At 38.2% G+C, this 21656-nt stretch carries 16 protein-coding genes; 7 read left to right on the forward strand and 9 right to left on the reverse strand.

Going from position 1 to position 21656, the window contains the following annotated elements; translation table 11 throughout:
• Positions 1 to 2 precede the first annotated feature (2 nt).
• Complete coding sequence (locus BVH02_RS00650; RefSeq protein WP_086497807.1) at positions 3 to 1322, forward strand: ABC1 kinase family protein; 1320 nt, start codon at positions 3 to 5, stop codon at positions 1320 to 1322.
• Between the two features lie 214 nt (positions 1323 to 1536).
• Here BVH02_RS00650 and BVH02_RS00655 read toward each other — a convergent pair whose 3' ends face one another.
• Entirely contained in the window at positions 1537 to 2736 is a 1200-nt protein-coding gene (locus BVH02_RS00655) for a PQQ-dependent sugar dehydrogenase (protein WP_086497808.1), read from the reverse strand.
• Positions 2737 to 2829: 93 nt separating this feature from the next.
• On the opposite strand from BVH02_RS00655, the gene BVH02_RS00660 reads away from it, so the two are divergent.
• Both BVH02_RS00660 and BVH02_RS00665 read left to right on the forward strand, forming a co-directional pair.
• Positions 2830 to 4758 (forward strand): ABC-F family ATP-binding cassette domain-containing protein, encoded by a 1929-nt coding sequence (locus BVH02_RS00660; RefSeq protein WP_086497809.1) that lies wholly within the window; start codon positions 2830 to 2832, stop codon positions 4756 to 4758.
• A gap of 40 nt (positions 4759 to 4798) precedes the next feature.
• Positions 4799 to 6076, forward strand: a complete 1278-nt coding sequence (locus tag BVH02_RS00665; RefSeq protein ID WP_086497810.1) for a type IX secretion system plug protein — start codon at positions 4799 to 4801, stop codon at positions 6074 to 6076.
• A gap of 202 nt (positions 6077 to 6278) precedes the next feature.
• Here the strand turns inward: BVH02_RS00665 and cas6 are convergent, their stop codons facing one another.
• From cas6 to BVH02_RS00690, 5 genes are all read right to left on the reverse strand, one after another.
• On the reverse strand, positions 6279 to 7190 hold the full coding sequence (cas6, locus tag BVH02_RS00670; RefSeq protein WP_086497811.1) for a CRISPR-associated endoribonuclease Cas6: 912 nt from the start codon (positions 7188 to 7190) through the stop codon (positions 6279 to 6281).
• Positions 7191 to 7287: 97 nt separating this feature from the next.
• Positions 7288 to 8385, reverse strand: coding sequence for a redox-regulated ATPase YchF (gene ychF, locus BVH02_RS00675; RefSeq protein WP_086497812.1), 1098 nt, complete (start codon positions 8383 to 8385; stop codon positions 7288 to 7290).
• Positions 8386 to 8392: 7 nt separating this feature from the next.
• Positions 8393 to 9478 (reverse strand): AI-2E family transporter, encoded by a 1086-nt coding sequence (locus BVH02_RS00680; RefSeq protein WP_086497813.1) that lies wholly within the window; start codon positions 9476 to 9478, stop codon positions 8393 to 8395.
• A gap of 89 nt (positions 9479 to 9567) precedes the next feature.
• A complete protein-coding gene (locus BVH02_RS00685; RefSeq protein WP_086497814.1) occupies positions 9568 to 9897 on the reverse strand; it encodes a DUF3276 family protein in 330 nt (109 codons plus the stop codon).
• Positions 9898 to 10063: 166 nt separating this feature from the next.
• Positions 10064 to 10411, reverse strand: coding sequence for a 4Fe-4S binding protein (locus tag BVH02_RS00690; RefSeq protein ID WP_086498207.1), 348 nt, complete (start codon positions 10409 to 10411; stop codon positions 10064 to 10066).
• Positions 10412 to 10550: 139 nt separating this feature from the next.
• On the opposite strand from BVH02_RS00690, the gene BVH02_RS00695 reads away from it, so the two are divergent.
• Positions 10551 to 11564: an acyl-CoA reductase gene (locus BVH02_RS00695; protein ID WP_086497815.1), complete on the forward strand. Its 1014-nt coding sequence runs from the start codon at positions 10551 to 10553 to the stop codon at positions 11562 to 11564.
• 6 nt (positions 11565 to 11570) lie between these two features.
• On the opposite strand, the gene BVH02_RS00700 is transcribed toward BVH02_RS00695, so the two are convergent.
• Positions 11571 to 13331 (reverse strand): sensor histidine kinase, encoded by a 1761-nt coding sequence (locus BVH02_RS00700; RefSeq protein ID WP_086497816.1) that lies wholly within the window; start codon positions 13329 to 13331, stop codon positions 11571 to 11573.
• A gap of 334 nt (positions 13332 to 13665) precedes the next feature.
• On the opposite strand from BVH02_RS00700, the gene BVH02_RS00705 reads away from it, so the two are divergent.
• The 3 genes from BVH02_RS00705 (at position 13666) to BVH02_RS00715 (ending at position 19588) form a co-directional block, all read left to right on the forward strand.
• Positions 13666 to 15927, forward strand: coding sequence for an aconitate hydratase (locus BVH02_RS00705; RefSeq protein WP_086497817.1), 2262 nt, complete (start codon positions 13666 to 13668; stop codon positions 15925 to 15927).
• 62 nt (positions 15928 to 15989) lie between these two features.
• Entirely contained in the window at positions 15990 to 17204 is a 1215-nt protein-coding gene (locus tag BVH02_RS00710) for a porin (protein WP_086497818.1), read from the forward strand.
• 143 nt (positions 17205 to 17347) lie between these two features.
• Complete coding sequence (locus BVH02_RS00715) at positions 17348 to 19588, forward strand: ATP-binding protein (protein WP_086497819.1); 2241 nt, start codon at positions 17348 to 17350, stop codon at positions 19586 to 19588.
• Here the strand turns inward: BVH02_RS00715 and BVH02_RS00720 are convergent.
• Entirely contained in the window at positions 19576 to 20511 is a 936-nt protein-coding gene (locus BVH02_RS00720) for a tetratricopeptide repeat protein (protein WP_169712824.1), read from the reverse strand. The genes BVH02_RS00715 and BVH02_RS00720 overlap by 13 nt on opposite strands.
• Complete coding sequence (locus tag BVH02_RS00725; protein WP_086497820.1) at positions 20495 to 21613, reverse strand: AI-2E family transporter; 1119 nt, start codon at positions 21611 to 21613, stop codon at positions 20495 to 20497. The genes BVH02_RS00720 and BVH02_RS00725 overlap by 17 nt, the downstream gene beginning before the upstream one ends.
• Positions 21614 to 21656: the final 43 nt, after the last annotated feature.

The raw sequence follows: 21656 nt of genomic DNA on the forward strand, positions 1-21656 counted from the left end.
TTATGACAGATCACTTAAATGAGCAGCAGGCTATTCCTGTTTCCAAGGTTCAGCGTGCCGCCAAATTTATCTCTACTGGAGCAAAAGTAGGAGGTAATTACGTGAAGCACTACGCCAAAAAAATGGTGAACCCATCGATGGATAAGGAAGAGCTTCACAAGAACAATGCGTCAGATATCTATTCCTCATTAAGCCAGCTTAAAGGTTCTGCATTGAAAGTAGCACAGATGATGTCCATGGATAAGAATCTTTTGCCAAGAGCTTATCAGGACAAATTCACGATGGCTCAGTATTCTGCGCCTCCGCTTTCATTCCCTCTGGTAGTCAAAACTTTTCAGAAATATTTTAGTAAATCTCCAGATCAAGTTTTTGATACATTCACCAGATCTGCAGTCAACGCTGCTTCGATTGGACAGGTTCACAAGGCTACTTTAGGCGAAAAAACTCTTGCAGTAAAAATACAGTATCCAGGAATTGCTGATTCTGTTAGCTCGGACTTGAAACTCGTTCGTCCTTTTGCACTTCGCTTGTTGAATATGAATGAGCGAGAATTGGATCACTACATGGAAGAAGTGGAAGAAAAGCTTCTTGAGGAAACAGATTACATTCTGGAAGTTAGACGTTCTAGAGAGATCTCTGGAGAATGTAGCCATATTCCCAACCTGAAGTTCCCCATTTATTATGATGAGCTCAGTGCAGAGCGAATCATTACAATGGATTGGATTGATGGAGTGCACATGAAAGAATGGTTAGTAACTAATCCTAGCCAGGAGTCCAGAAATCAGATTGGACAAGCACTATGGGATTTTTACGATCATCAGGTTCATAATCTTAAGACAGTTCATGCCGATCCGCATCCAGGGAATTTCATCATTCAGGAAAATGATCAGTTGGGTATTATTGATTTTGGTTGTGTGAAAGTTATTCCGGAGGATTTTTATCAAGGATATTTTGCCTTGATCAAAAAGGATCTGTTGATCAATAGTGATGAGTTAGATCAAGTGTTCTTTGACTTGGAATTCATATCAGATAAGGATTCTCCAGAAGAACAGGAGTATTTTAAATCCGTCTTTAGGGAAATGATATCTCTTTTAGGTAAACCTTTTCATTCGGATAAATTTGACTTTTCAGATGATAGCTTCTTCCAAAGGATCTTTGAATTAGGAGATCGGATTTCTAATGATAAGAAATTTAAGAAGTCCAATCAGGCTCGTGGCTCTAAGCATGGTTTATATGTGAATAGAACCTATTTTGGTTTGTACAATCTACTTAATCAGCTGCAAGCTGAAGTAGTGACGACCAAGCCGGATTGGTTGAAATAATTATTTAGGCAGTAAGACAGGTGACTGATTTTAGTAGTCAGCTGTTTTCAGCAAAAATATCCTATTCCTTTATCAGTGCGAGCACAAAATTTTTCTGAGATTGAGAATGGATTGAGAACACTTAGTTTAAAGTAGATGAGTAAAATATTTAATATTCCAGTTGAATTAATATTAGCCTAAAAAAGGGAAGCAGATAGCTTCCCTTTTTTACTAGTTATTTCGCAGAATAAGTAACCCTATAAATCACCCCGGCCATATCGTCGGATATCAATAAACTACCATCTTGCATTTCCTGTACATCCACTGGGCGACCCCATGCTTTCTGAGATGCCTCATCCAGCCATCCAGAAGCAAATTCTTTCTCTCCTGAAGCATTAGATCCTTCAACTTTAATAGATGTGAGAACATAGCCTGACTTTTTGCTTCTGTTCCAAGAGCCGTGCTTAGCTATGAATACCTGGTTTTGGTATGCTCCTGGGAACATATTTCCTTTGTAGAATCTCATTCCTAAGGGAGCTGTGTGTGCGCCTAGTTTTGCAGCTGGAGCAACATAATCACTTGCAGGCCCACCTTTATCTCCAAATTCCGGATCTTTTACCGATCCCTCATGCCAGTAAGGATATCCGAAATGCTGGCCAGCTTTTGTGACATGATTCAATTCACAATTGGGGACATCATCTCCCATCATATCTCGGCCATTGTCAGTAAACCACATATCCCCAGTTTTAGGATCCCAATCGAAGCCTACTGTATTTCTAACCCCGTGAGCTACTATTTCAGGAGTTGGATTTGGTGAATCCACATCAATTCTCGTGATCGATGCAAAAACCTCATTTTCTGACTCACAAATATTGCACGGAGCGCCTACTGGGATATATAATTTTCCATCTGGTCCAAAACTTATGAATTTCCAGCCATGATGTGATTCCGTCGGATAGCCATCGTAGACAACTTCATAGCTAGGATTATCAAGATTGTTTTTGATGTCTTTGAATCGAATGATTCTATTTACCTCTGCAACGTATAGATCACCGTCTTTATACGCCACGCCATTAGGCATATTGAGACCATCTGCGAGTGTGTATTTGGTATTAGCTTTTCCATCCCCATCTTCGTCAATTACCGCGAAAACTTTGTTTTCCTGACGATTTCCTACAAAAACGACCCCGTCTTCAGAAATTGCCAAGGAACGGGCGTTTGGAATATCAGCTGCCCAAACTTCTATTTTGAAATTTTCAGGTAACTTGATTTTATCAAGCTTTACCTCAGCATTAGCATTAGTAATATCATCTTTGCTTGCTCCATTCGCGCTGATAATTCCTTGTGCTTCAGCATTTTGATTTTGTTGACAACCTAATAGAAACAGGGAAATGCCTATTCCTAGAACTAGTGATACCTTAGATAAATATTTCATAATTGGTTGGTTAATATAGGTAGTAAGTTAAGAAATATTCAGAATGTTTGGGATTGAAAAGGTTATGATGTGGTTAATGGTTAATTTTGCGCAATGTTATCGATTTCCAATCTCTCTTACTTCATTGGTGGGCGTCCACTTTATGAAAACGCCAATTTACACATCAAACCTAAAGACAAGATCGGCCTAGTAGGTCAAAATGGTACGGGTAAATCCACTTTATTGAAAATTATCAATGGTGATTTCCAACCTAGTTCTGGAGAAGTTCAGAAAGCCAAAGACTGCACTATCGGGTTTTTGAATCAAGATCTACTTTCTTATCAGTCAGATGATAGTATTTTGAATGTTGCTTTGGCGGCCTTCAAGGAGACTTTGGAACTTCAGGAGGAGATAGATGTAATCTTGAAAAAGATGGAAACTGACTATTCTGATGAGATAATCAATAGACTTGCCTTTCTTCAGGAAAGATTTGAAGCTAATGAAGGCTATACGATCAAAGCTAAAGCTGAGGAAGTATTAGAAGGAATAGGTTTTAAATCTGCAGATCTGAATAAACCACTTCGTACTTTTTCCGGAGGATGGAGAATGCGAGTGATGCTTGCTAAGCTATTGCTTGAGAAGCCTTCACTTTTGATGCTCGATGAGCCTACCAACCACTTGGATCTTCCTTCTATCGAATGGGTAGAGAACTACATGAAGAACTATGAGGGTGCAGTGATTGTAGTTTCCCACGACCAGACTTTTTTAGATAATTGCATTAGCAGCACTGTGGAGGTGGCGAGTAATTCTCTAACGCTCTATTCTGGTAATTACTCTTATTATAAGGAAGAGAAAGTGGAGCGGATGGAGATCCAGCAGAATGCCTTTGAGAATCAACAGCAGATGATCAAGCAGACCGAGAAGTTCATCGAGCGATTTCGTGCAAAAGCTACCAAGTCCAATCAGGTTCAGTCAAGAATCAAAGCATTGGATAGGTTAGATCGTGTGCACGAGGTAGTGAGTGATGAGGTGTCTGTAAACTTCAAGTTCAAATTCTCCAAGCAGTCTGGCCGTGATGTGATCACGCTGGATAATATCTCCAAGGCATATGGAGATAATGTGATCTTAAAAAACGCAACTGCCCGAATCGAGCGAGGAGATAAAATTGCGTTGATCGGTGCAAATGGAAAAGGTAAATCTACACTACTCCGGATAATCGACGGTTCTGAAAAGAATGTACCTGGAAGATCTGAAGGATATAATGTCGTAAAATCCTTCTTTGCGCAGCATCAATTGGAAGCGCTCACGCTGGACAATGAGATCATTCAAGAAATGGCTCAAGCAGGAAGTGCAAAATCGGAAATGGAACTTCGAGGTGTACTAGGATGCTTTCTTTTCACAAATGAGGAGGTTTTCAAAAAGATCAAAGTTCTTTCTGGAGGGGAAAAATCCAGAGTTGCTTTAGCGAAAACCTTGATTTCAGAATCGAATTTTTTGCTTTTGGATGAACCTACCAATCACTTGGATTTTCAATCGGTAAATATTCTGATTCAGGCACTTCAACAATACGAAGGTACATTTGTCACAGTCTCTCACGATAGACACTTCATCAGAGGCGTGGCCAATAAAATTTGGTACATCGAGAATCATGAGATTAAAGAATACTTAGGGACATACGCTGAATACGAGGCTTGGAGAGAGAGACAAGTAGAAGTACCAGTAGTAGCTGCTCCGAAAGCAGTAAAGAAGGAGCAACAGAAGCCTAAAGTTCAGGTGAATAATCCTGAAGTTCAGCAGGCTAAGAAAGAGTTGCGAAAACTTGAAGAAGAACTTGATCGTGTAGAAAAGGAAGTAGAAAAGCTTGAAGAGAAAAAGCTGGGTCTAGAGCGAAAAATGGCTGATCCAGAATTGTATTCCCGTGAGGAAGAAGCACAGGAAATTCAAGAAAATTATCAAGGTCTTCAGGCAGCGCTCGTGGGTTCTAATGAGCAGTGGGAGCTTTTAGTAGACAAAATATCCAATTTACAAGAAGTCATTTCCTAGAATATTTTAGATTTGGTCTTCATTTTGCCTACTTTTCGGGATGAAGACCAAATTCTTTTTTTTATGTTTTTTGCTGAACATTGCTGCTATATTTCAGCTTTTTGCGCAGCAGCTAGAAGACAAAGTATATAAAGATCATATCCAGTCAGTTCGATTGTTTCCTGCTGGTGAGACATTCGATGCGTCCTTAGATGCTCCTGTAATTTCGATACGAGCTCTCACGCCCTTGGTTTTGCTGTTTGATGATTTGGCTTTTGACCCAGAGCTATATAGAGCTAGGTTGATCCATTGTGATGCTAATTGGCAGAGATCACAATTGAAGGACAACGATTTCTTGACAACGTTTAATGAGTTTAATATTCAGGATTACGAATATTCGGTCAATACGCGTATACCGTATATTCATTACCGTTTTGAACTTCCTCGTGTCACTAAATCAGGAAATTATCTAATTCAAGTGTATAGACAGAGTGATGAATCTGATGTTATTTTGTCTAGGCGTTTCATGATTTATGAGGAGATCTTCACAGTGGGAGCTTCGATAGTTCCACCTTCTCAAACAGCTAATCGCCAGAAATCACAACAAATAAATGTAATAGTCAATTACTCTGCGGGTGAAGTGACCAATCCGGCAGGGCAAATAAAGGTGCAGATGAGACAAAACCAACGCTGGGATAATGCGAAGTTTTTGTCAAAGCCAACGTTTATGAACGAGAGTTCGAAAGTTCTGCGATATGAGTCTTTTGATGGTTCTAATACCTTTGATGCTGGAAACGAGTTTCGTTTTGTTGACTTAAGATTTATCAGAGCCAATGGTGTCAATGTAGCAAATATGCGTGTTGAAACTGATGTGATTTTTGCAGATGGAGACATCAATAAGCTTAGGCCAGAGACGGTCTATTCTCAATACTTGGATCTGAATGGCCAATACCTTATTGAAACAATGGATCGTCCGGGGGGTAACCCAGAAACAGAAAGTGAGTACATGCTAATGACCTTTAGGTTAGGGGTGGAGCAAACTTCAAATCCGATTTATTTGCTTGGCTCTCTGACTAACTGGGGGAAGAATCCAGAAGCAAAGATGGAGTGGGACCCGAAGATGAACGTGTACACTACATCCGTTTTGGTGAAGCAGGGATGGTATGATTACCAATACGCTTATTCAGTAGATGGGAAATTTGAGCCTCAACACTTTGAAGGGAGTTATTTCGAAACTGAAAATGAATACGAGGTGCTCGTGTACTTCAGGAATTTAGGCGCTAGATATGATCAACTGGTAGGGTATATATATATGCAGCCAAACCGACGGAGATTGTGAGAAGAGTTATGTAAAGCTCGTAACTGGTGGGATGAATGTTTCCGCCACAGTTTGTTTAAGTAAGAAGGGAAATGCAGTAAGTAAAATGTTATTAGCAGAGAGATGTTGTATTTAGCTATGCCCTCTTCAAAAAGCATATATGAACTTCGCGGTTAATCATATAAAAGCAAAAATCCCTTTCGAATTAACGAAAGGGATTTTTTTATGATTCTTCTGTAGATGGAATGTCTGTAGAAGGGGAGTCTTCATTGTTCTCATCACCTGCTGGGGCAACGTTCTCTCTAACCCGCTCACTAGGCTTATAAGGTACAAATCCTTCTCTCTTAAACTTATAAGTTGTAGTTCTAGGGCCAGTTGGATGATTGGCCAAATCTAGCATTCCAAAACCCTTGTGAGTAAATGCTCCTAAACCGCATTTGAATACAAAGTCTTGAACTTCAGGCGCTGCATACAAAGTGATAGGAAGTGTATATCCTCTTACTTCGTATTTTACATCCATGTCGTAAACGGCATAGATTCTTGCGAATTTCTTCTGAGCTTCTTTAAGCTTATTTACATAAACCATGTCGGGAACTACTTGAAACTTGTAGAAAGTCTCCATTTGCTCCGGAGTGTACCAACCAGAACGCTCCATTCTAGTAAGCGTAGATTCATAAAGCAAATCGGAAAACTCATCACTATCTGGACTTATGAATCGCTTACCAGCTTCCTCATTGAAAGCAGGTGTGATCAATACTAGTGGAGAAATACAAACAAACTTGTTTGAAGTTTCCAAAATAGGCTCTACTTCTATTTCAGTGTATTCAGGGACCATGATTAGGTTGCCAAGTTCGATTTTTGGGGTGGCAAAAACCTGCTCAAGCAAATAGTCCATGAAGTCTTCACTTTGGGAAGACACTACTAGGGTGACTAAACTGGAATAGTAATGCAGACCACTTCTACTCACTTTAGTCTGACCTTTCAAGCCAGAGAAGTTGAAATAGTTGTAGTTGTAAAACTCTTCTCTTCCACCTTTCACAATTAATCCTTTAAGGAATTGCGCCAGTATATACTGATGATGAAATGGTAAATAGGAGCCCTTGTTTTTTAGGGAAAATATTAGTCTAACTCTCACGGTAAATTAAAAATAAAATGAGACAATAAATAAGATAAAATTGTAACTCTTGGGGTGAATTAACAATTACAAAATTATCATTTTTTTTTAGAAACTATTATACATTAAATCTAAAATGCATAATGTCACCATCTTGAACAACATATTCTTTCCCTTCGATGGCGATTTTTCCGTTTTCTCGGCAAGCAGCTTCAGTCTTGAATTTCTGATATTCAACTAGTTTAATTACTTCAGCTTTGATGAATCCTCTCTCAAAATCTGTGTGAATCACTCCAGCGGCTGCAGGTGCTTTCCATCCTTTTTTAATTGTCCAAGCTCTAACTTCTTGTACACCAGCGGTAAAATAAGTAATCAAGTGTAAAAGAGAATACGCGCCATAAATCAATTTGTTCAATCCACTTTCTTCAAGACCATATTCTCCGAGGAACATTTCCTTTTCTTCAGGATCTTCGAATTCTGCGATTTGAGCTTCTATAGCTGCGCAAAGGATGATTACTTCAGCGTTTTCATCTTTTACTTCTTCTTTCAATTGATCTACATATTTATTTCCAGTAAGTAAACTTTCTTCGTCTACGTTGGCTACATAAATCACTGGTTTGATAGTCAATAGGTGTAGGTCATAAACAGCTAGCAATTCTTCCTTGTCAACTTCTACAGATCTTGCATTTCTACCAGAAGTCAAGGCTTCTTTGAATAACAAAAGTGTTTCCAGTTCTTTTCTGGCTTTTGCATCTCCGGCTTTTGCAACTTTTTCAGTCTTCTGAATTTTTTTCTCGACAGATTCTAGATCCTTCAATTGAAGTTCCGTGTCGATTACTTCCTTATCGAAAATTGGATCGACACCACCTGCTACGTGAACGATGTTCTCATCGTCGAAACACCTGATTACGTGTATAACTGCATCCACCTCGCGAATGTTTGCAAGAAACTTATTTCCAAGACCTTCCCCTTTGCTTGCTCCTTTCACCAAACCAGCGATATCTACAAATTCTATCACAGTAGGAAGTACTCGTTGAGGATTGACCAGTTCTTCGAGGATCTGAAGTCTTTTGTCCGGAACTGTAACTACACCCACATTAGGCTCGATAGTGCAAAAAGGGAAATTAGCTGCTTCAGCTTTCGCACTTGATAGGGCGTTAAACAGAGTGGATTTTCCAACGTTGGGAAGTCCTACAATGCCACATTGTAATGCCATTAATTCTTTATTTTATTTGAAATATTCTATAAGATTTATACCCTTTGTAGAATTCCAAAATGAAAACTCTAAAAATGGTATAAACCGGTATGGCGAAAATCATCCCGACTACTCCAGCGATTTTTGCCCCGGCAAAGATAACAACAAATATTTCAAGCGGATGCGCTTTCACAGATTTAGAAAAGATCATCGGCTGAAGAAATATGTTGTCAGTAATCTGGACTAATCCAAATACTGAAAGTATTTTAAATATTAGGTAATTCAATTCGGCATTCGTATCAAAAGTTCCCGAAGAAATCCCGACGATTATACCAAATGTAGCGCCAAGTAATGGGCCTGCATAAGGAATAAGATTTGCCACTGCAGCAAATAGAGCTATTGTTAAGGCATATTCTACGCCCATGATCGTTAATCCGAAGCTTGCTAAAGAGAAAATAGCAAGCATTTGGAGCAAAAGTCCTGATAGATAATTTGATAGTAGCTTTTCTGCTTTTGTGAAAGTTGCAACTGAAAGCTCGAAATAAGGGTTTGGAATCAAATTGAGTAGATTCCTTCGCAATAGTCCATTCTCCAAAAGCAGAAAAAAGCTTATAAATGCGATAGCCATGGTTCCAATAAAAAGGCTACTTGTGGTATTGATGACTCCACCTATAAAAGAGGTGAAATCAAATCCTTTGATCATTTCGATCATACTGTATTTGAATCGACCGAAAAGATAGCCAGGCTCGTTTTCCAATAATTCATGCCTGAAAAGAAAACCTTCTACTCTAGTGACTGGAACTTGTATTTGCTCGTAGATTCCGTTCAGATCCAATTCACTTAAGATAATGATTTGGTTATTGATCAGTGGAAAGAAAAGAAAGCTTAATAAGACCATCAGCAGAACGATGGCTGAGTAGGATAGGAGTATAGCAGCCCATCTAGGTATATGTTGGCCTAATAAGTGAAAGTCATTCAGTTGATTGGTCAGCGGTCGCAAAAGCGCAGCTAGAATTAATGAAATGACTAAGTAGATAGTAATATTAGAAAAATACCAGCCAAATAGCAGGAAACCTACTATGAACAAAATAAGATAAATGAAAAATCTTTGCATATTCTGAAATAAGAAAAGGAGACATTACTGCCTCCTCTAATATACTATTTCTCTATTTTGAAACTAGAAATCCTGTCATTCTAAATGGATTATTCCCACTTTAATTCGTCGTTATAATCTGATTCAGAATCTTCTTTTTCGTATTGCTCAAAATCAACATCTGGAAGAAGTTCGTTTTTTACGTGATCAACAGATTCATTTAGAGCCTCTACAAATTTGAAGAAATCCTCTTTGTAAAGGAAGATTTTATGCTTTTCGTAAGTGAAGTTCTCTCCATTTACTTTTCTCTTACTTTCCGTGATCGTCAGGTAGTAATCGTTTGAACGAGTTGATTTGACATCAAAAAAATATGTTCTCTTACCTGCTTTTACTTTTTTAGAGAAAATCTCCTCTCTATCATAGCCTCTCTGATCTTCCACAATTCTTGTTATTATAAGTATACGGTTGGTTAAAATACGACCGAATATAAAACAATTCAATTCTAGAAATCAAATCCCAAGGCTAAAAATTTAACCAATAGGTGTTTTTCGTAGAAAATTATGTGTTAAAAAGAGGGAAGTGCAAGATCTTAGCAGAAACGAAAATTTACTCTCCGTGCATCATGGCTTTCTTCGCCAGGAGTACTTCTTCTGATTCTCTATGGTCAGGATCATCCACGCAGCAATCCACGGGACAGACAGCCGCACATTGAGGCTCTTCATGAAAGCCATTGCATTCTGTGCATTTATCAGTCACGATATAATAGAACTCATCCGACACTGGCTCTTGCTTTTCGTTTGCGTCTTGTACAGTACCGTCTTCTAAAGTAACTTCTTTCAAACTAGTACCGCCACCCCAAGTCCACTCTACTCCACCTTCATAGATAGCAGTGTTTGGGCATTCTGGTTCGCATGCACCACAATTGATACATTCGTCGGTAATCATTATAGCCATAACTTCAATTATTTTAAACCCAAAAGTACTAACCATATAACTGAGAGGCAATAAAAAAGTTGTCATACTAACTAATTTAATTCAATTCTAACTTTCCTTCTTTTCAAAAGAGCTAAATTTGGCCCATAAACTCTACTCAATGAAGCCAGCTGAACGAATTTCTGCATTTGTCAACCTAGGAAAAGCCATCGAAACCCTCAAACTTGAAGAGAAGGAGGAATTGTTATGGAGAGCCGAAAACAACAACAACTGGTTTACTAAGGAATCTGTGGAATCAGCGTTGAAAGGTATTAGCTTAATGCTTTCTGAAGAGAAATTGAACAGTTGGCTTTCCGCTTATGAATTGAAAGAAGTGGAATCTCCGATGTCTGTGGGTTTAATGATGGCAGGAAATATACCTGCCGTAGGTTTTCATGATTTGATGTGTGTGATTTTGTCGGGTAATGAAGCAGTGATCAAATTGAGTTCTTCCGACGAGATCATGATGAAATGGATCATCAAAAAGCTGATAGAGATTGAGCCAAGACTGGAAGCACAGATTCGAACTCAAGAAATGCTGAAAGGAATGGATGCTTACATAGCTACAGGAAGTGATAATTCTTCGCGGTATTTCAATTATTATTTTGGGAAATATGCACATGTAATCCGTCAGAATAGAACTTCTGTGGCAGTGCTTTCTGGAGATGAGACTACGGAAGATTACGTAGGTTTAGGGCGAGATATTTTCCAGTACTATGGCTTGGGATGCAGAAACGTATCAAAGATATATGTGAAGTCAAAAGCACAACTTCAAGATTTGCTAGGCGCTTTGGAGGTCTATTCGCCTATAGCCTCACACCACAAGTATCATAATAACTACGATTACAATAAGTCTATCTACCTAGTGAACCTAGAGGATCATTTGGATAATGGATTTTTACTAGTAAAGGAAAGTGAGGATTTAGTTTCTCCAATCTCAGTTCTTTACTACGAAGTATATGAAAACGAAAGCCTATTAGCAGAAAAGCTGGCGGGATTGAAGTCTAAAATTCAATGTGTTGTGGGTGGGGGAGTTGATCAGATTCCATTTGGCGCGGCTCAGAGTCCTGAACCTTGGGAATATGCAGATGAAGTGGATACGATGGAATTCCTGCTGGGATTAAGCCAAAATTAAAATAAGTTAGCTTACTGCTATAGGTAGTTTTATGCAGAATTTGGTGCCTTTTTCACCATCTGAGGAAACTGCTAAATGGCCGTTATTCTTCATGATATATTCTTTCACTAGTATTAGTCCAAGACCAGTTCCAGTCTCCTTATTTTGGCCTGTAGTGGTAAACGAAATTCCATTTTGAATTTTCAATAGGTTTTCAGGAGAAATTCCTATGCCATTATCTTGAATACAAATTTTCACAAAATCAATTGTGTCTAGTGTTCTAATGGTGATTTTGCTTCCATTTTCCGAGAATTTAATAGCGTTATTTAAAAGGTTTCTTACAACCAATTCGATCATGTTTTTGTCCGCTTTTACCTGAGATTCAGCTTGACCATCGATCAGTATTTCTACTTTCTTTTCATGAGCAATTCTCTCCAAAATACTCTTTTGTTGAATTAATATTTGTTGAATATCAAACTCTTGAGGAAATACTATCTCGCCCCCTTTGAGCTGAGAGCTTGACCATGCAAGAAGGTTTTCAAGCAACATAGCCACCTGCTCCATATTTTTAGAAACCTCTGGAAGCATGTCCATAAATTCTTCCTGAGAGACTAAGCCTGTATTAGTCATATGAATCAACTCTTTAATTCCAAACACAGGGCCTTTCAGATCATGGGAAATTATAGTGAAGTATTTGTCTTTTAGATTATTTAAACTTTGAAGTTCATCTGCTTGAAATTTTAACTTTTCGTTTATCTCAATTTGCACAGTAATATCTTCGAAGAGAAGAATAGTTCCTATTGATTTGTCCTCCTCAGATAGGTCAATTTTTTCCACATGAATATTTCTCTTTTCACCCTCTTGTTCTAGTTCATACCTAATGCATTTTTCTTCCGAATTTGTCATTAACATAAGCACTTCGCTATGATTTGGGAAGTGATCCTGCCCTGAATCGCCAGGTTTAATTGTAGTAGAGCCGGTCAGAAAAGATTTCATCATTGAATTGAAATCAACGATTTCAGATTTGGCATTCAATACTAAAACACCTCTAGTAAGCGCCTCTATAATCTTATTTTGTGCTATGGGCTTGATGTTGAATAAATTGTGTCTCGCAATTGAAGCCCCAATCACACCAAAGGAGATTAGAAATGAAAAAGGTGTGAGATCTATGGTGTCAAAAGGACGAAGTACACCTGATTGGTAGAATATGTTAAAAGCAATTGGAATAGAGCCTGCTAAGATGATTTGTTTGGTTTGCGTCTTGAAAAGCTGGTTGGAATGTCGAAACCGTCGCCATAAAATCACTAATCCAAGTAAAAATGTTGAATAGGAATAGGCTACTTGGACGTAATACCAGGGAGCTTTAACCAATACCATGTTGGTGAAATTGTCTTCCTGAATGAGTGTTATGCTTTTGTAAAAAAATGTTTGATTAGGACTTGTGATTACTAGTCCCACCGTAATAGTTGGGATTGCAAAAAGCATTACTAATATAAGATAGAATTTTTCGGATTTATAACTCGTGTATTGAAGGGCAAACAATACCCAAAATCCGGCGATAAAGGCAATACCAAAATACTGAAGATCTAAGAACAGTAACTTGAGAACAAGAGTGGAAGAAATCAATTCAAGGCCATAGAAAAACCCCCAAATTGAAGCACACCACATCGTAAAAACTACTGAGGTAGTCAGCTCTTTAATGCTTGTCATTATATAGATAGCAAGCATGCTGACTAATAAAGCCGAAAGGATTAGTGTGAACGAAAACAGATAGGTGGGAAATTCCATTGAATCAATAAATCAACTTTTGATTGGGTGAAAGACTAGCAAAAGTTGATTGATAAAACTACTACGAATAGTCTACCTAAAAAAGTAAAATGAACAATCAGCAGCAATTACTTATGTGATTGATTTTAGGGGCTTTGAGGTCCAAATTTCTGTATTCAAATATTTTGAAATATGCAGGTTTAAAAGTGAAAAATCTCCCAAGGGAAGCTAAAATGGTTTTAAATAAGGAGAAAGGGTGTGTCACGGCAGGTGAATGGTTACATATTATTGGGGTAACTTCCTATATTTGCAGTCGTTAAAATCGAAACTTTTACCAAACAAAAATCCCTATACAATGGCTTTTGATATTGAAATGATCAAGAAAGTGTATGCCAGATACCCTGAGCGTATCGAAGCGGCTCGTAAGGCTGTGGGGCGTCCACTTACTTTGACTGAAAAGATACTTTATGCACACTTGAGTGAAGGTGCTGCTTCACAGGCATATGGAAGAGGTGTTTCATATGTTGATTTTCAACCAGATAGGGTTGCAATGCAAGATGCGACCGCGCAGATGGCTTTGCTTCAGTTCATGCAAGCTGGAAAGACTCAGGTGGCAGTTCCTTCAACGGTACACTGCGATCACTTAATTCAGGCTGAAGTAGGTGCTGTACAGGATTTGACCAAAGCAAAAGATAAAAACAAGGAAGTCTATGATTTTTTAGCTTCTGTTTCTAATAAATATGGCCTGGGTTTCTGGAAACCAGGGGCTGGAATTATTCACCAAGTAGTTTTGGAAAACTATGCTTTTCCAGGTGGAATGATGATTGGCACTGATTCGCATACACCAAATGCTGGTGGATTGGGAATGATAGCAATTGGAGTAGGCGGAGCTGATGCATGTGACGTGATGGCTGGTCTTCCGTGGGAGTTGAAATTCCCAAAATTAATTGGTATAAAACTAACTGGTAAACTTTCTGGATGGACTTCTGCCAAAGATGTAATCTTGAAAGTGGCAGGCATTCTTACTGTAAAAGGTGGTACAGGTGCTATTGTAGAGTATTTCGGAGACGGCGCTAGATCTCTTTCCGCTACAGGCAAAGGGACTATCTGTAACATGGGAGCTGAAATCGGAGCTACAACATCTATCTTCGGATATGACGAGAAATCAGCTGCATATTTGAGCTCAACTGAAAGAGCTGATATTGCCGATTTAGCAAATGGGATCGCTGAGCACCTTACTGGTGACGATGAAGTTTACGCTAATCCTGCCACTTACTTCGACGAAGTAATCGAGATCAATCTTTCTGAGTTGGAGCCACATGTGAATGGTCCATTCACTCCAGATTTGGCTTGGCCTATCTCTAAGTTTGCTGCAGCTGTAAAAGAAAATGGCTGGCCAGTAAAATTGGAAGTTGGTTTGATAGGTTCTTGTACTAACTCTTCTTACGAAGACATCTCTAGAGCTGCTTCTTTGGCACAACAAGCTGTAGATAAAAAGCTTGTAGCAAAATCTGAATTTACTATTACGCCAGGATCTGAACAGGTAAGATTTACAGTTGATAGAGATGGATTTTTAGATACTTTTGGACAAATGGGCGGGGTAGTGCTAGCTAACGCCTGTGGACCTTGTATCGGTCAGTGGGCCCGTCATGGTGCTGAAAAGCAAGAGAAGAACTCAATCATCACTTCGTTCAACAGAAACTTTGCTAAGCGTGCCGACGGTAATCCAAACACGCACTCTTTTGTAGCTTCTCCAGAAATAGTCACTGCCATGGCAATTGCTGGTGATTTGACCTTCAATCCGATGACAGATAGCCTAATCAACGAAGAAGGTGTTGCGGTACGACTCGATGAGCCAAGTGGTCTTGAGTTGCCTACCAAAGGTTTCGCAGTTGAAGACGCTGGATATCAGCAACCAGCAGAAGATGGATCTTCAGTTTCTATTGTGGTAAGCCCTTCTTCTGATCGTCTCCAATTATTGGATTCATTTAAGCCGTGGGAAGGAGTAGATTTGAAAGGTCTAAAACTTCTGATCAAAGCAAAAGGAAAATGTACTACCGACCATATCTCTATGGCTGGTCCATGGTTGAGATATAGAGGTCATTTGGATAATATTTCTAATAACATGCTGATCGGAGCTATCAATGCTTACACAGATGCTACTAATTCAGTGAAGAATCAATTGACAGGTGCATACGATGAAGTGCCAGCTACTCAACGTGATTACAAAGCAAATGGAATCGGTTCTATTGTAGTAGGAGATGAAAATTACGGAGAAGGATCCTCTAGGGAGCATGCGGCTATGGAGCCTCGTTTTCTTGGTGTTCGTGCTATTTTGGTGAAATCTTTTGCTAGAATTCACGAGACGAACTTGAAAAAACAAGGAATGCTAGGATTGACTTTTGCTAATCCTGCTGATTATGATTTGGTACAGGAAGATGATTCAATTGATATTGTTGGACTTACCACATTTGCACCAGGAAAGCAGTTGCAAGTAGTTTTCAATCACGCGGATGGATCTACCGATACTATCCAAGTGAATCACACCTACAATGAAGGCCAAATAGAATGGTTTAAAGCTGGATCTGCTCTTAACTTGATCAAAGCTAAAGCCTAATAATAGTATTTAATTATAAGCCGTAGCGAATTTCGTTACGGCTTTTTTCTTGTCTAAAATTCATGAAAAAACAGTTTCAATACCCAATTATTTTCAGCTTAAGTTTTATGCTGATTACTTTCTGTTTTCAAGATTCTTTTGCCCAAAATGAATCAGATGAAAGAGCACTGATCAAGGTTAAAAATGGGATAAGTATATCTAAGGATTCTCTGTTTCTTTTAAACCTGAGGTTTAGAATGCAAAACCGTTTTGGTTTCACTACTGCTAGTGGGGAAGATCTTGAGATTGATCAAGTGGATTTCCGAGTTCGAAGACTGCGTCTTCGTCTTGATGGCTATGTGTTGAACCCACGAATTCAATATTACATCCAATTGGGATTTTCTAAGTCAGATTTGGATTTGGAGTCAGGTGGCTATGCTCAGCCTATTCGAGATGCAATTGTGTATTACTATTTTAATCCCAATTTTTATGTGGGTTTTGGGCAGTCAAAATTACCAGGAAATAGAGAACGGGTGGTAAGCTCAGGAAATCTACAATTTGCTGATAGATCCATTGCCAATGGCTTTTTTACATTGGATCGTGATTTTGGCTTTTTCGGATATTACACATACCAGACCAACGGACAATCACAATTTCAGCTGAAAGGATCTATCAGCACGGGCGAAGGTAGAAATCCATCTGTTGGTGATAAGGGGTTAAGTTATACAGGAAGGATAGAGTATTTGCCTTTTGGGAAATTCAAGAACAATGGAGATTATTCTGAGGGTGATTTGGAGTTTGAAGAGCTTCCAAAATTATCAGTTGGTATGACATACAACTGGAATGAGAATTCGCACCGCACAAGAGGGCAGTTGGGATCACTGCTTTACGAGGGTAGAGATATGAACGTGTTTATTGCTGATGCAATGTTCAAATATTCTGGATGGGGGGTTATGGCAGAGTTTTTTAAACGTGGATCAAACGACCCGATCACAATGAATGACAAGGGAGATATTAAGGTAGTATTTATTGGAATTGGTACAAATCTGCAGCTTAGTAAAATGATATCTAGAAAAGATGAATTTGCATTGAGGTATGCTTCAGTTCGGCCAGATAAAATAATTACTCAGCATGAAAATAGATTGGAGGAAACAGCGTTTGGATATACACGATATCTTAATGGGCATAGGATAAAACTTCAAGGAAATCTTGGATACGCTTGGAATAATGGACAAATCCAAGTTAATAATTTGCAGAATTATTGGTTTGGAACCTTCCAAGTTGAATTTGGTATTTAAATTTATTTTTCAAAATAATGTATTTATAAATCAAAAAGTTTGGCATGAAATGCAAATTGCTGTATGTTTACTTAAAATGTAAATGGTTTTGTAATTTATGATTTTATCAAGATCAAAACTAAACTTAAGCAAGTACTATTTCAATGCAAGAGAGAGGAATCAACAGCACATTTAGGAAACTAATTTACGAGGCATCAGAGATGGTGTTTCTTGCTGATGCTACCTTTCCATATCCTATTTTTTATTCCAATAAGTCATTTGAGGAGAATATAGGAGCGCATCTTACAGATAAAAGTCTTGTAGGACTAGGACTAGATATCGATAGTTTCTTATTAAAGGATAAGCTCATATTTGTTCATGATCGGAATGATTATGAGTTTTTTATCGAACATCCACAAGATGTCTCCTCAAATCATTTCCTTTTTTATAATGGAAAAAGAATTAAAACACAAGAGCTCCTCACTAACAAGGATTCCCAACAGTTTCTCTTAGAATCTCCAAATGCACAAATTATTGTGAATTTAGGTGGTGAAATTTTTCACGCGAATACTGAAGCATTAAGTCTTTTTGGAAAAACTTTATATAATTCAAATATTCATCTTCGCGAATTAGTAAATATGTTCGCTGGTTCTCAGGATTGGGAAACTTGGATCAGCTCCGCTATTTCTCTATCTGAAACACATCAATTTTCCTCTACACTGATTAGAGCTACTAGTGATCCTTTAATTCTCGAAATCGCTTCCAAGCACCTCTTAATCGAAGGGATTCAGTATGTAATTTTTTCATTCCAGAATAGTTTTGAAAGGGTTCTGCCTGAGAAAAACTTGAAGGATAGCAGTAATTTCTTGTGGAATCTTACTGAGCAAGTGCCTGGAGGCTTGTTCCAAGTTGTGATTAAAAGTGAAGGAGAAATGAAATTTTCATTTCTCTCCAAAGGCATTGAAAATGTGTTGGGTTTGAAGACTGAAGAAATTGAGAGTTTTACTCATATTTCAATGGCAATTTCCCGCGTTCACCCATTGGATTTGCAGCAAGTAATTATGAGCTCTATAGCTTCAGCTAATAATATGGAGCCTTGGCAGTTTCAGTTTCGGGTGAAATCGGATCTCAATTCAGAGGAGTATAAGTGGATAATGGGAGCTGCCAGACAGCAAGAGCTCGAGAATGAAGATGTGGTGTGGTATGGATTCCTTACAGATATAAGCCTCCAAAAAGAGTTTGAAGCTACGTTAGATGAGTCTAGGAGAACTGCAGAGAAGGCTAATCAAATCAAGTCTGATTTCCTTTCTATGATAAGTCATGAGCTACGAACTCCACTAAATGCAATTGCAGGCTCTATCTATTCTTTACTTCAAGATGAATCAATATTTCATCAAAGGTCAGAGTTAGAGACCATTAATTTCGCAGTAGATAATTTGATCATTATGATTAATGATTTGCTAGATTTTCAAAAAATTGAAGCTGGTAAATTGACCATCGAAAAGGCTCCTTTCCATCTTGGATCATCAATCAAACAAATTGTAAATGGCATGACCTTTCATGCTAGAGATAGTAATAATAAATTGACACTTATAGTTTCTGAGAGGTTGAACTTTGTGGTAGCCGGCGACAAAACGCGAATATCGCAAGTTCTGAATAACCTCATCACTAACGCTCTGAAATTCACAGATGAAGGCGAAGTGAAGGTAATAGTAGAATTAGTAGAAAGTCATAATGGTAAAGCGAGGGTTTATTTCGAAGTGAAAGACGACGGAATTGGAATAGCTCTAGAGCATCAAAAAATGATCTTCAATAATTTCGATCAGGTAAGACCTACTTTTAGCACTAAATATGGCGGGACTGGTTTAGGACTTTCTATCACGAAAAAGCTTTTAAATTTGATGGGAGCAGAAATTGGAGTTCAATCTAAGTTGAATGAAGGAAGTAGTTTCTTTTTCGAATTGGAATTTGAAATTGCAGAAATACAAGTAGAAAAGACTAGTATTACAACTGAATATTCAAGCCCGAGTTCCTCACTTCATCTGCTAGTGGCGGAGGATAACGATGTGAATGCCTTGGTTTTGGGTAAAATTCTCGATAAGTGGGGATTCACTTACGAGCATGTTTACAATGGACTTGAAGCTGTAAGGGCAGTGAAGCATACTAATTTTGATTGTATTTTGATGGATATTCAAATGCCAGAAATGGATGGTTTTGATGCAACTTTGGCAATTAAAAAAATATCAGAAACTCCCGTGATTGCACTTACAGCAGCAGCAAGACTTCAGATTTTAGATCGCATTGAAGAGTGTGATTTTGATGGTTTTGTAGCAAAGCCTATTGACGCCTCTAAACTACGGAAGATTATTCAAGAAGTGCTTCTCGAAAGAAATCAGAGTGTCTGAGCCTTTTCAAGGTACTCTTTTACTAAATCCATATCAGGGTAATTTTGATCCAATTCCACCAAGTATTGCAGAGCAGAAATATTATCTCCTTGCATTACATAGTAAATCCCCTTGTTTCTTAATGCAAAAGGATTCTTTGAGTCCATCTGTAAACTTTGATTGATCAAAGCAAGTCCTTCCTCTTGCTGATCCAAAAAGAGTAAATACAAACCTTTGTTATTGTAAAAATAAGCTTGGCTATTATTTAAAGAAATTGCTTTTTCTACAGCATCCAAAGCTTCTGCATAATTTTGCTCATCAAAATAAATCATTGATCTTAAGTTGTGCAGGTTAGGCTCTAATGGATTAACGTCCATCGCTTTAATTAAAATCTTTTTTGCACCTGCAAGATCCTTTTGATAATATAAGATGGTTGCTTGATTGACTAGTAGATCTGAATTCTCAGGATTGAGTTCTGCTGCATTGCTAAATGCTAATAAAGCAGCAGGGAAATTCATTAATTTTTCTTCCACCAATCCAGAAAGAAAGTGGCTTTTCCAGTTCTGATCGTCAAGAGCTACTAGCTTTTGCGCGTCTTCACGGGCGTTGTAGAATTCTCCAATATCGAGATAACTTAAGCCTCTTTGAAAGATTGCCTCATAATAATCGGGCTGATAATTAATAGCTAAACTAAGATCTTGAATACTTTCGAAAAGCTGGTTTAATTGTATATGAGCCAATGCTTTATTATAGTAGGCATCAGCAAATGTGGAATCCATTTCAATAGCTTCGGAATAGAATTCCATGGCACCTTTAGGATCATTTGCCTCCAACTTCTCATTACCTTTTAGAAGGAACCTGCCTTTTTTACTTTCGTCCGTATCACAAGAAAACACGAACAAGGACAATGCTACTAAAGTTAATTTTTTAATGTTTTTTTTCATTTTCAATCTCTTCAACCTCATCTTCATGCGCTTCTATTTTCTCTTCTTCTTTCTCCTCACCAAGCAATAATGCATATGGTCTAGTTGATTCACTCAGGTCGAATATTTCTCGCAAAATTGCCATCATGGGAATAATTAATATCATTCCTGCCACTCCCCAAATCGTGCCTCCTACAATCAATCCTAGAAAAGTGATGAAAGCATTGAGGTTCACATTTCCACCCACAATCTTTGGAGTCAGAAAATTTCCCTCAATCATCTGGATTATTTGGTAACTCACAAGCACACCAGCTGGATAAAACAAACTATCCTTGGTCAGGAATGAATATATCATTGGTAGCATAGCGCCGAAAAATGGGCCTACGTAAGGTATGATGTTCAACATGGCTCCTAGCGTTCCGAAAAACACTGCGTGCTTAATACCTAGCAGTGAGAAGGCAGTGATATTAAGGATAGCTAGAATACCCATCACTTTAACTACACCCACGATATAGTTCAGGATGACTTTTCGGAGGCTTACTATTCTCATTTTCACCAATTCAGGATCTTTATCCTTATAAATCTGGATAATTACATGTGTCAGGTGATTTCTATATAAGAGGAAGAAAAACATAAAAACCGGAATTAAAACGAGCCCAGTAAGTGACCCAACGGCATTCAAAGCAAAGTCTCCAATACTAGAACTGTTTCTGGTTAGTACATTTTTCAGGTAATCAGTATTAGCCTTCTCGCTCAGTTCTGGATCAACAGAAAATGTATTTATTGACCACTGATCGATATCTTCAGCATAATCAGTGAGTCGCCCCGATACATCGTCAAAATCCTGGGTGAAACTCGCCACATTTCCGATGACAAATGTAAGAATTCCGCCAACCAGAGCTATCATTACTAAAAGAGAAATGATACTAGAGAGTGTTCTTGGGACTTTCTTCGACTCCAACCACATGGAAAGTGGTGTTAGCAGAATAGCAAAAAAACCACCCATAAATAACGGGACTAGAAGACTTTTTCCTACAATAAGAAAAAACACGAGCACGATTATAAATATCATGACAGTGAGAGCTCTTATATAGGCAGGAAGTTCCAAGGTTTGAATTTTCATTAAGTTTTGGATTTAGAAATCAAGAAGTCTTAGATGGGATAAT

Origin of the sequence: Algoriphagus ratkowskyi (assembly GCF_002150505.1) — a bacterium.
GTDB lineage: Bacteria > Bacteroidota > Bacteroidia > Cytophagales > Cyclobacteriaceae > Algoriphagus > Algoriphagus ratkowskyi.

Excerpts from the sequence above, each read along its gene's own strand:
- BVH02_RS00680 (WP_086497813.1), bottom strand. The coding sequence starts at position 9,478 with ATGCAAAGATTTTTCATTTATCTTATTTTGTTCATAGTAGGTTTCCTG.
- BVH02_RS00650 (WP_086497807.1), top strand. The coding sequence starts at position 3 with ATGACAGATCACTTAAATGAGCAGCAGGCTATTCCTGTTTCCAAGGTT.
- ychF (WP_086497812.1), bottom strand. The coding sequence starts at position 8,385 with ATGGCATTACAATGTGGCATTGTAGGACTTCCCAACGTTGGAAAATCC.
- BVH02_RS00700 (WP_086497816.1), bottom strand. The coding sequence starts at position 13,331 with ATGGAATTTCCCACCTATCTGTTTTCGTTCACACTAATCCTTTCGGCT.
- BVH02_RS00710 (WP_086497818.1), top strand. The coding sequence starts at position 15,990 with ATGAAAAAACAGTTTCAATACCCAATTATTTTCAGCTTAAGTTTTATG.
- BVH02_RS00715 (WP_086497819.1), top strand. The coding sequence starts at position 17,348 with ATGCAAGAGAGAGGAATCAACAGCACATTTAGGAAACTAATTTACGAG.
- BVH02_RS00725 (WP_086497820.1), bottom strand. The coding sequence starts at position 21,613 with ATGAAAATTCAAACCTTGGAACTTCCTGCCTATATAAGAGCTCTCACT.
- BVH02_RS00705 (WP_086497817.1), top strand. The coding sequence starts at position 13,666 with ATGGCTTTTGATATTGAAATGATCAAGAAAGTGTATGCCAGATACCCT.
- BVH02_RS00660 (WP_086497809.1), top strand. The coding sequence starts at position 2,830 with ATGTTATCGATTTCCAATCTCTCTTACTTCATTGGTGGGCGTCCACTT.
- BVH02_RS00690 (WP_086498207.1), bottom strand. The coding sequence starts at position 10,411 with ATGGCTATAATGATTACCGACGAATGTATCAATTGTGGTGCATGCGAA.
- BVH02_RS00720 (WP_169712824.1), bottom strand. The coding sequence starts at position 20,511 with ATGAAAAAAAACATTAAAAAATTAACTTTAGTAGCATTGTCCTTGTTC.
- BVH02_RS00695 (WP_086497815.1), top strand. The coding sequence starts at position 10,551 with ATGAAGCCAGCTGAACGAATTTCTGCATTTGTCAACCTAGGAAAAGCC.
- BVH02_RS00655 (WP_086497808.1), bottom strand. The coding sequence starts at position 2,736 with ATGAAATATTTATCTAAGGTATCACTAGTTCTAGGAATAGGCATTTCC.
- BVH02_RS00665 (WP_086497810.1), top strand. The coding sequence starts at position 4,799 with ATGAAGACCAAATTCTTTTTTTTATGTTTTTTGCTGAACATTGCTGCT.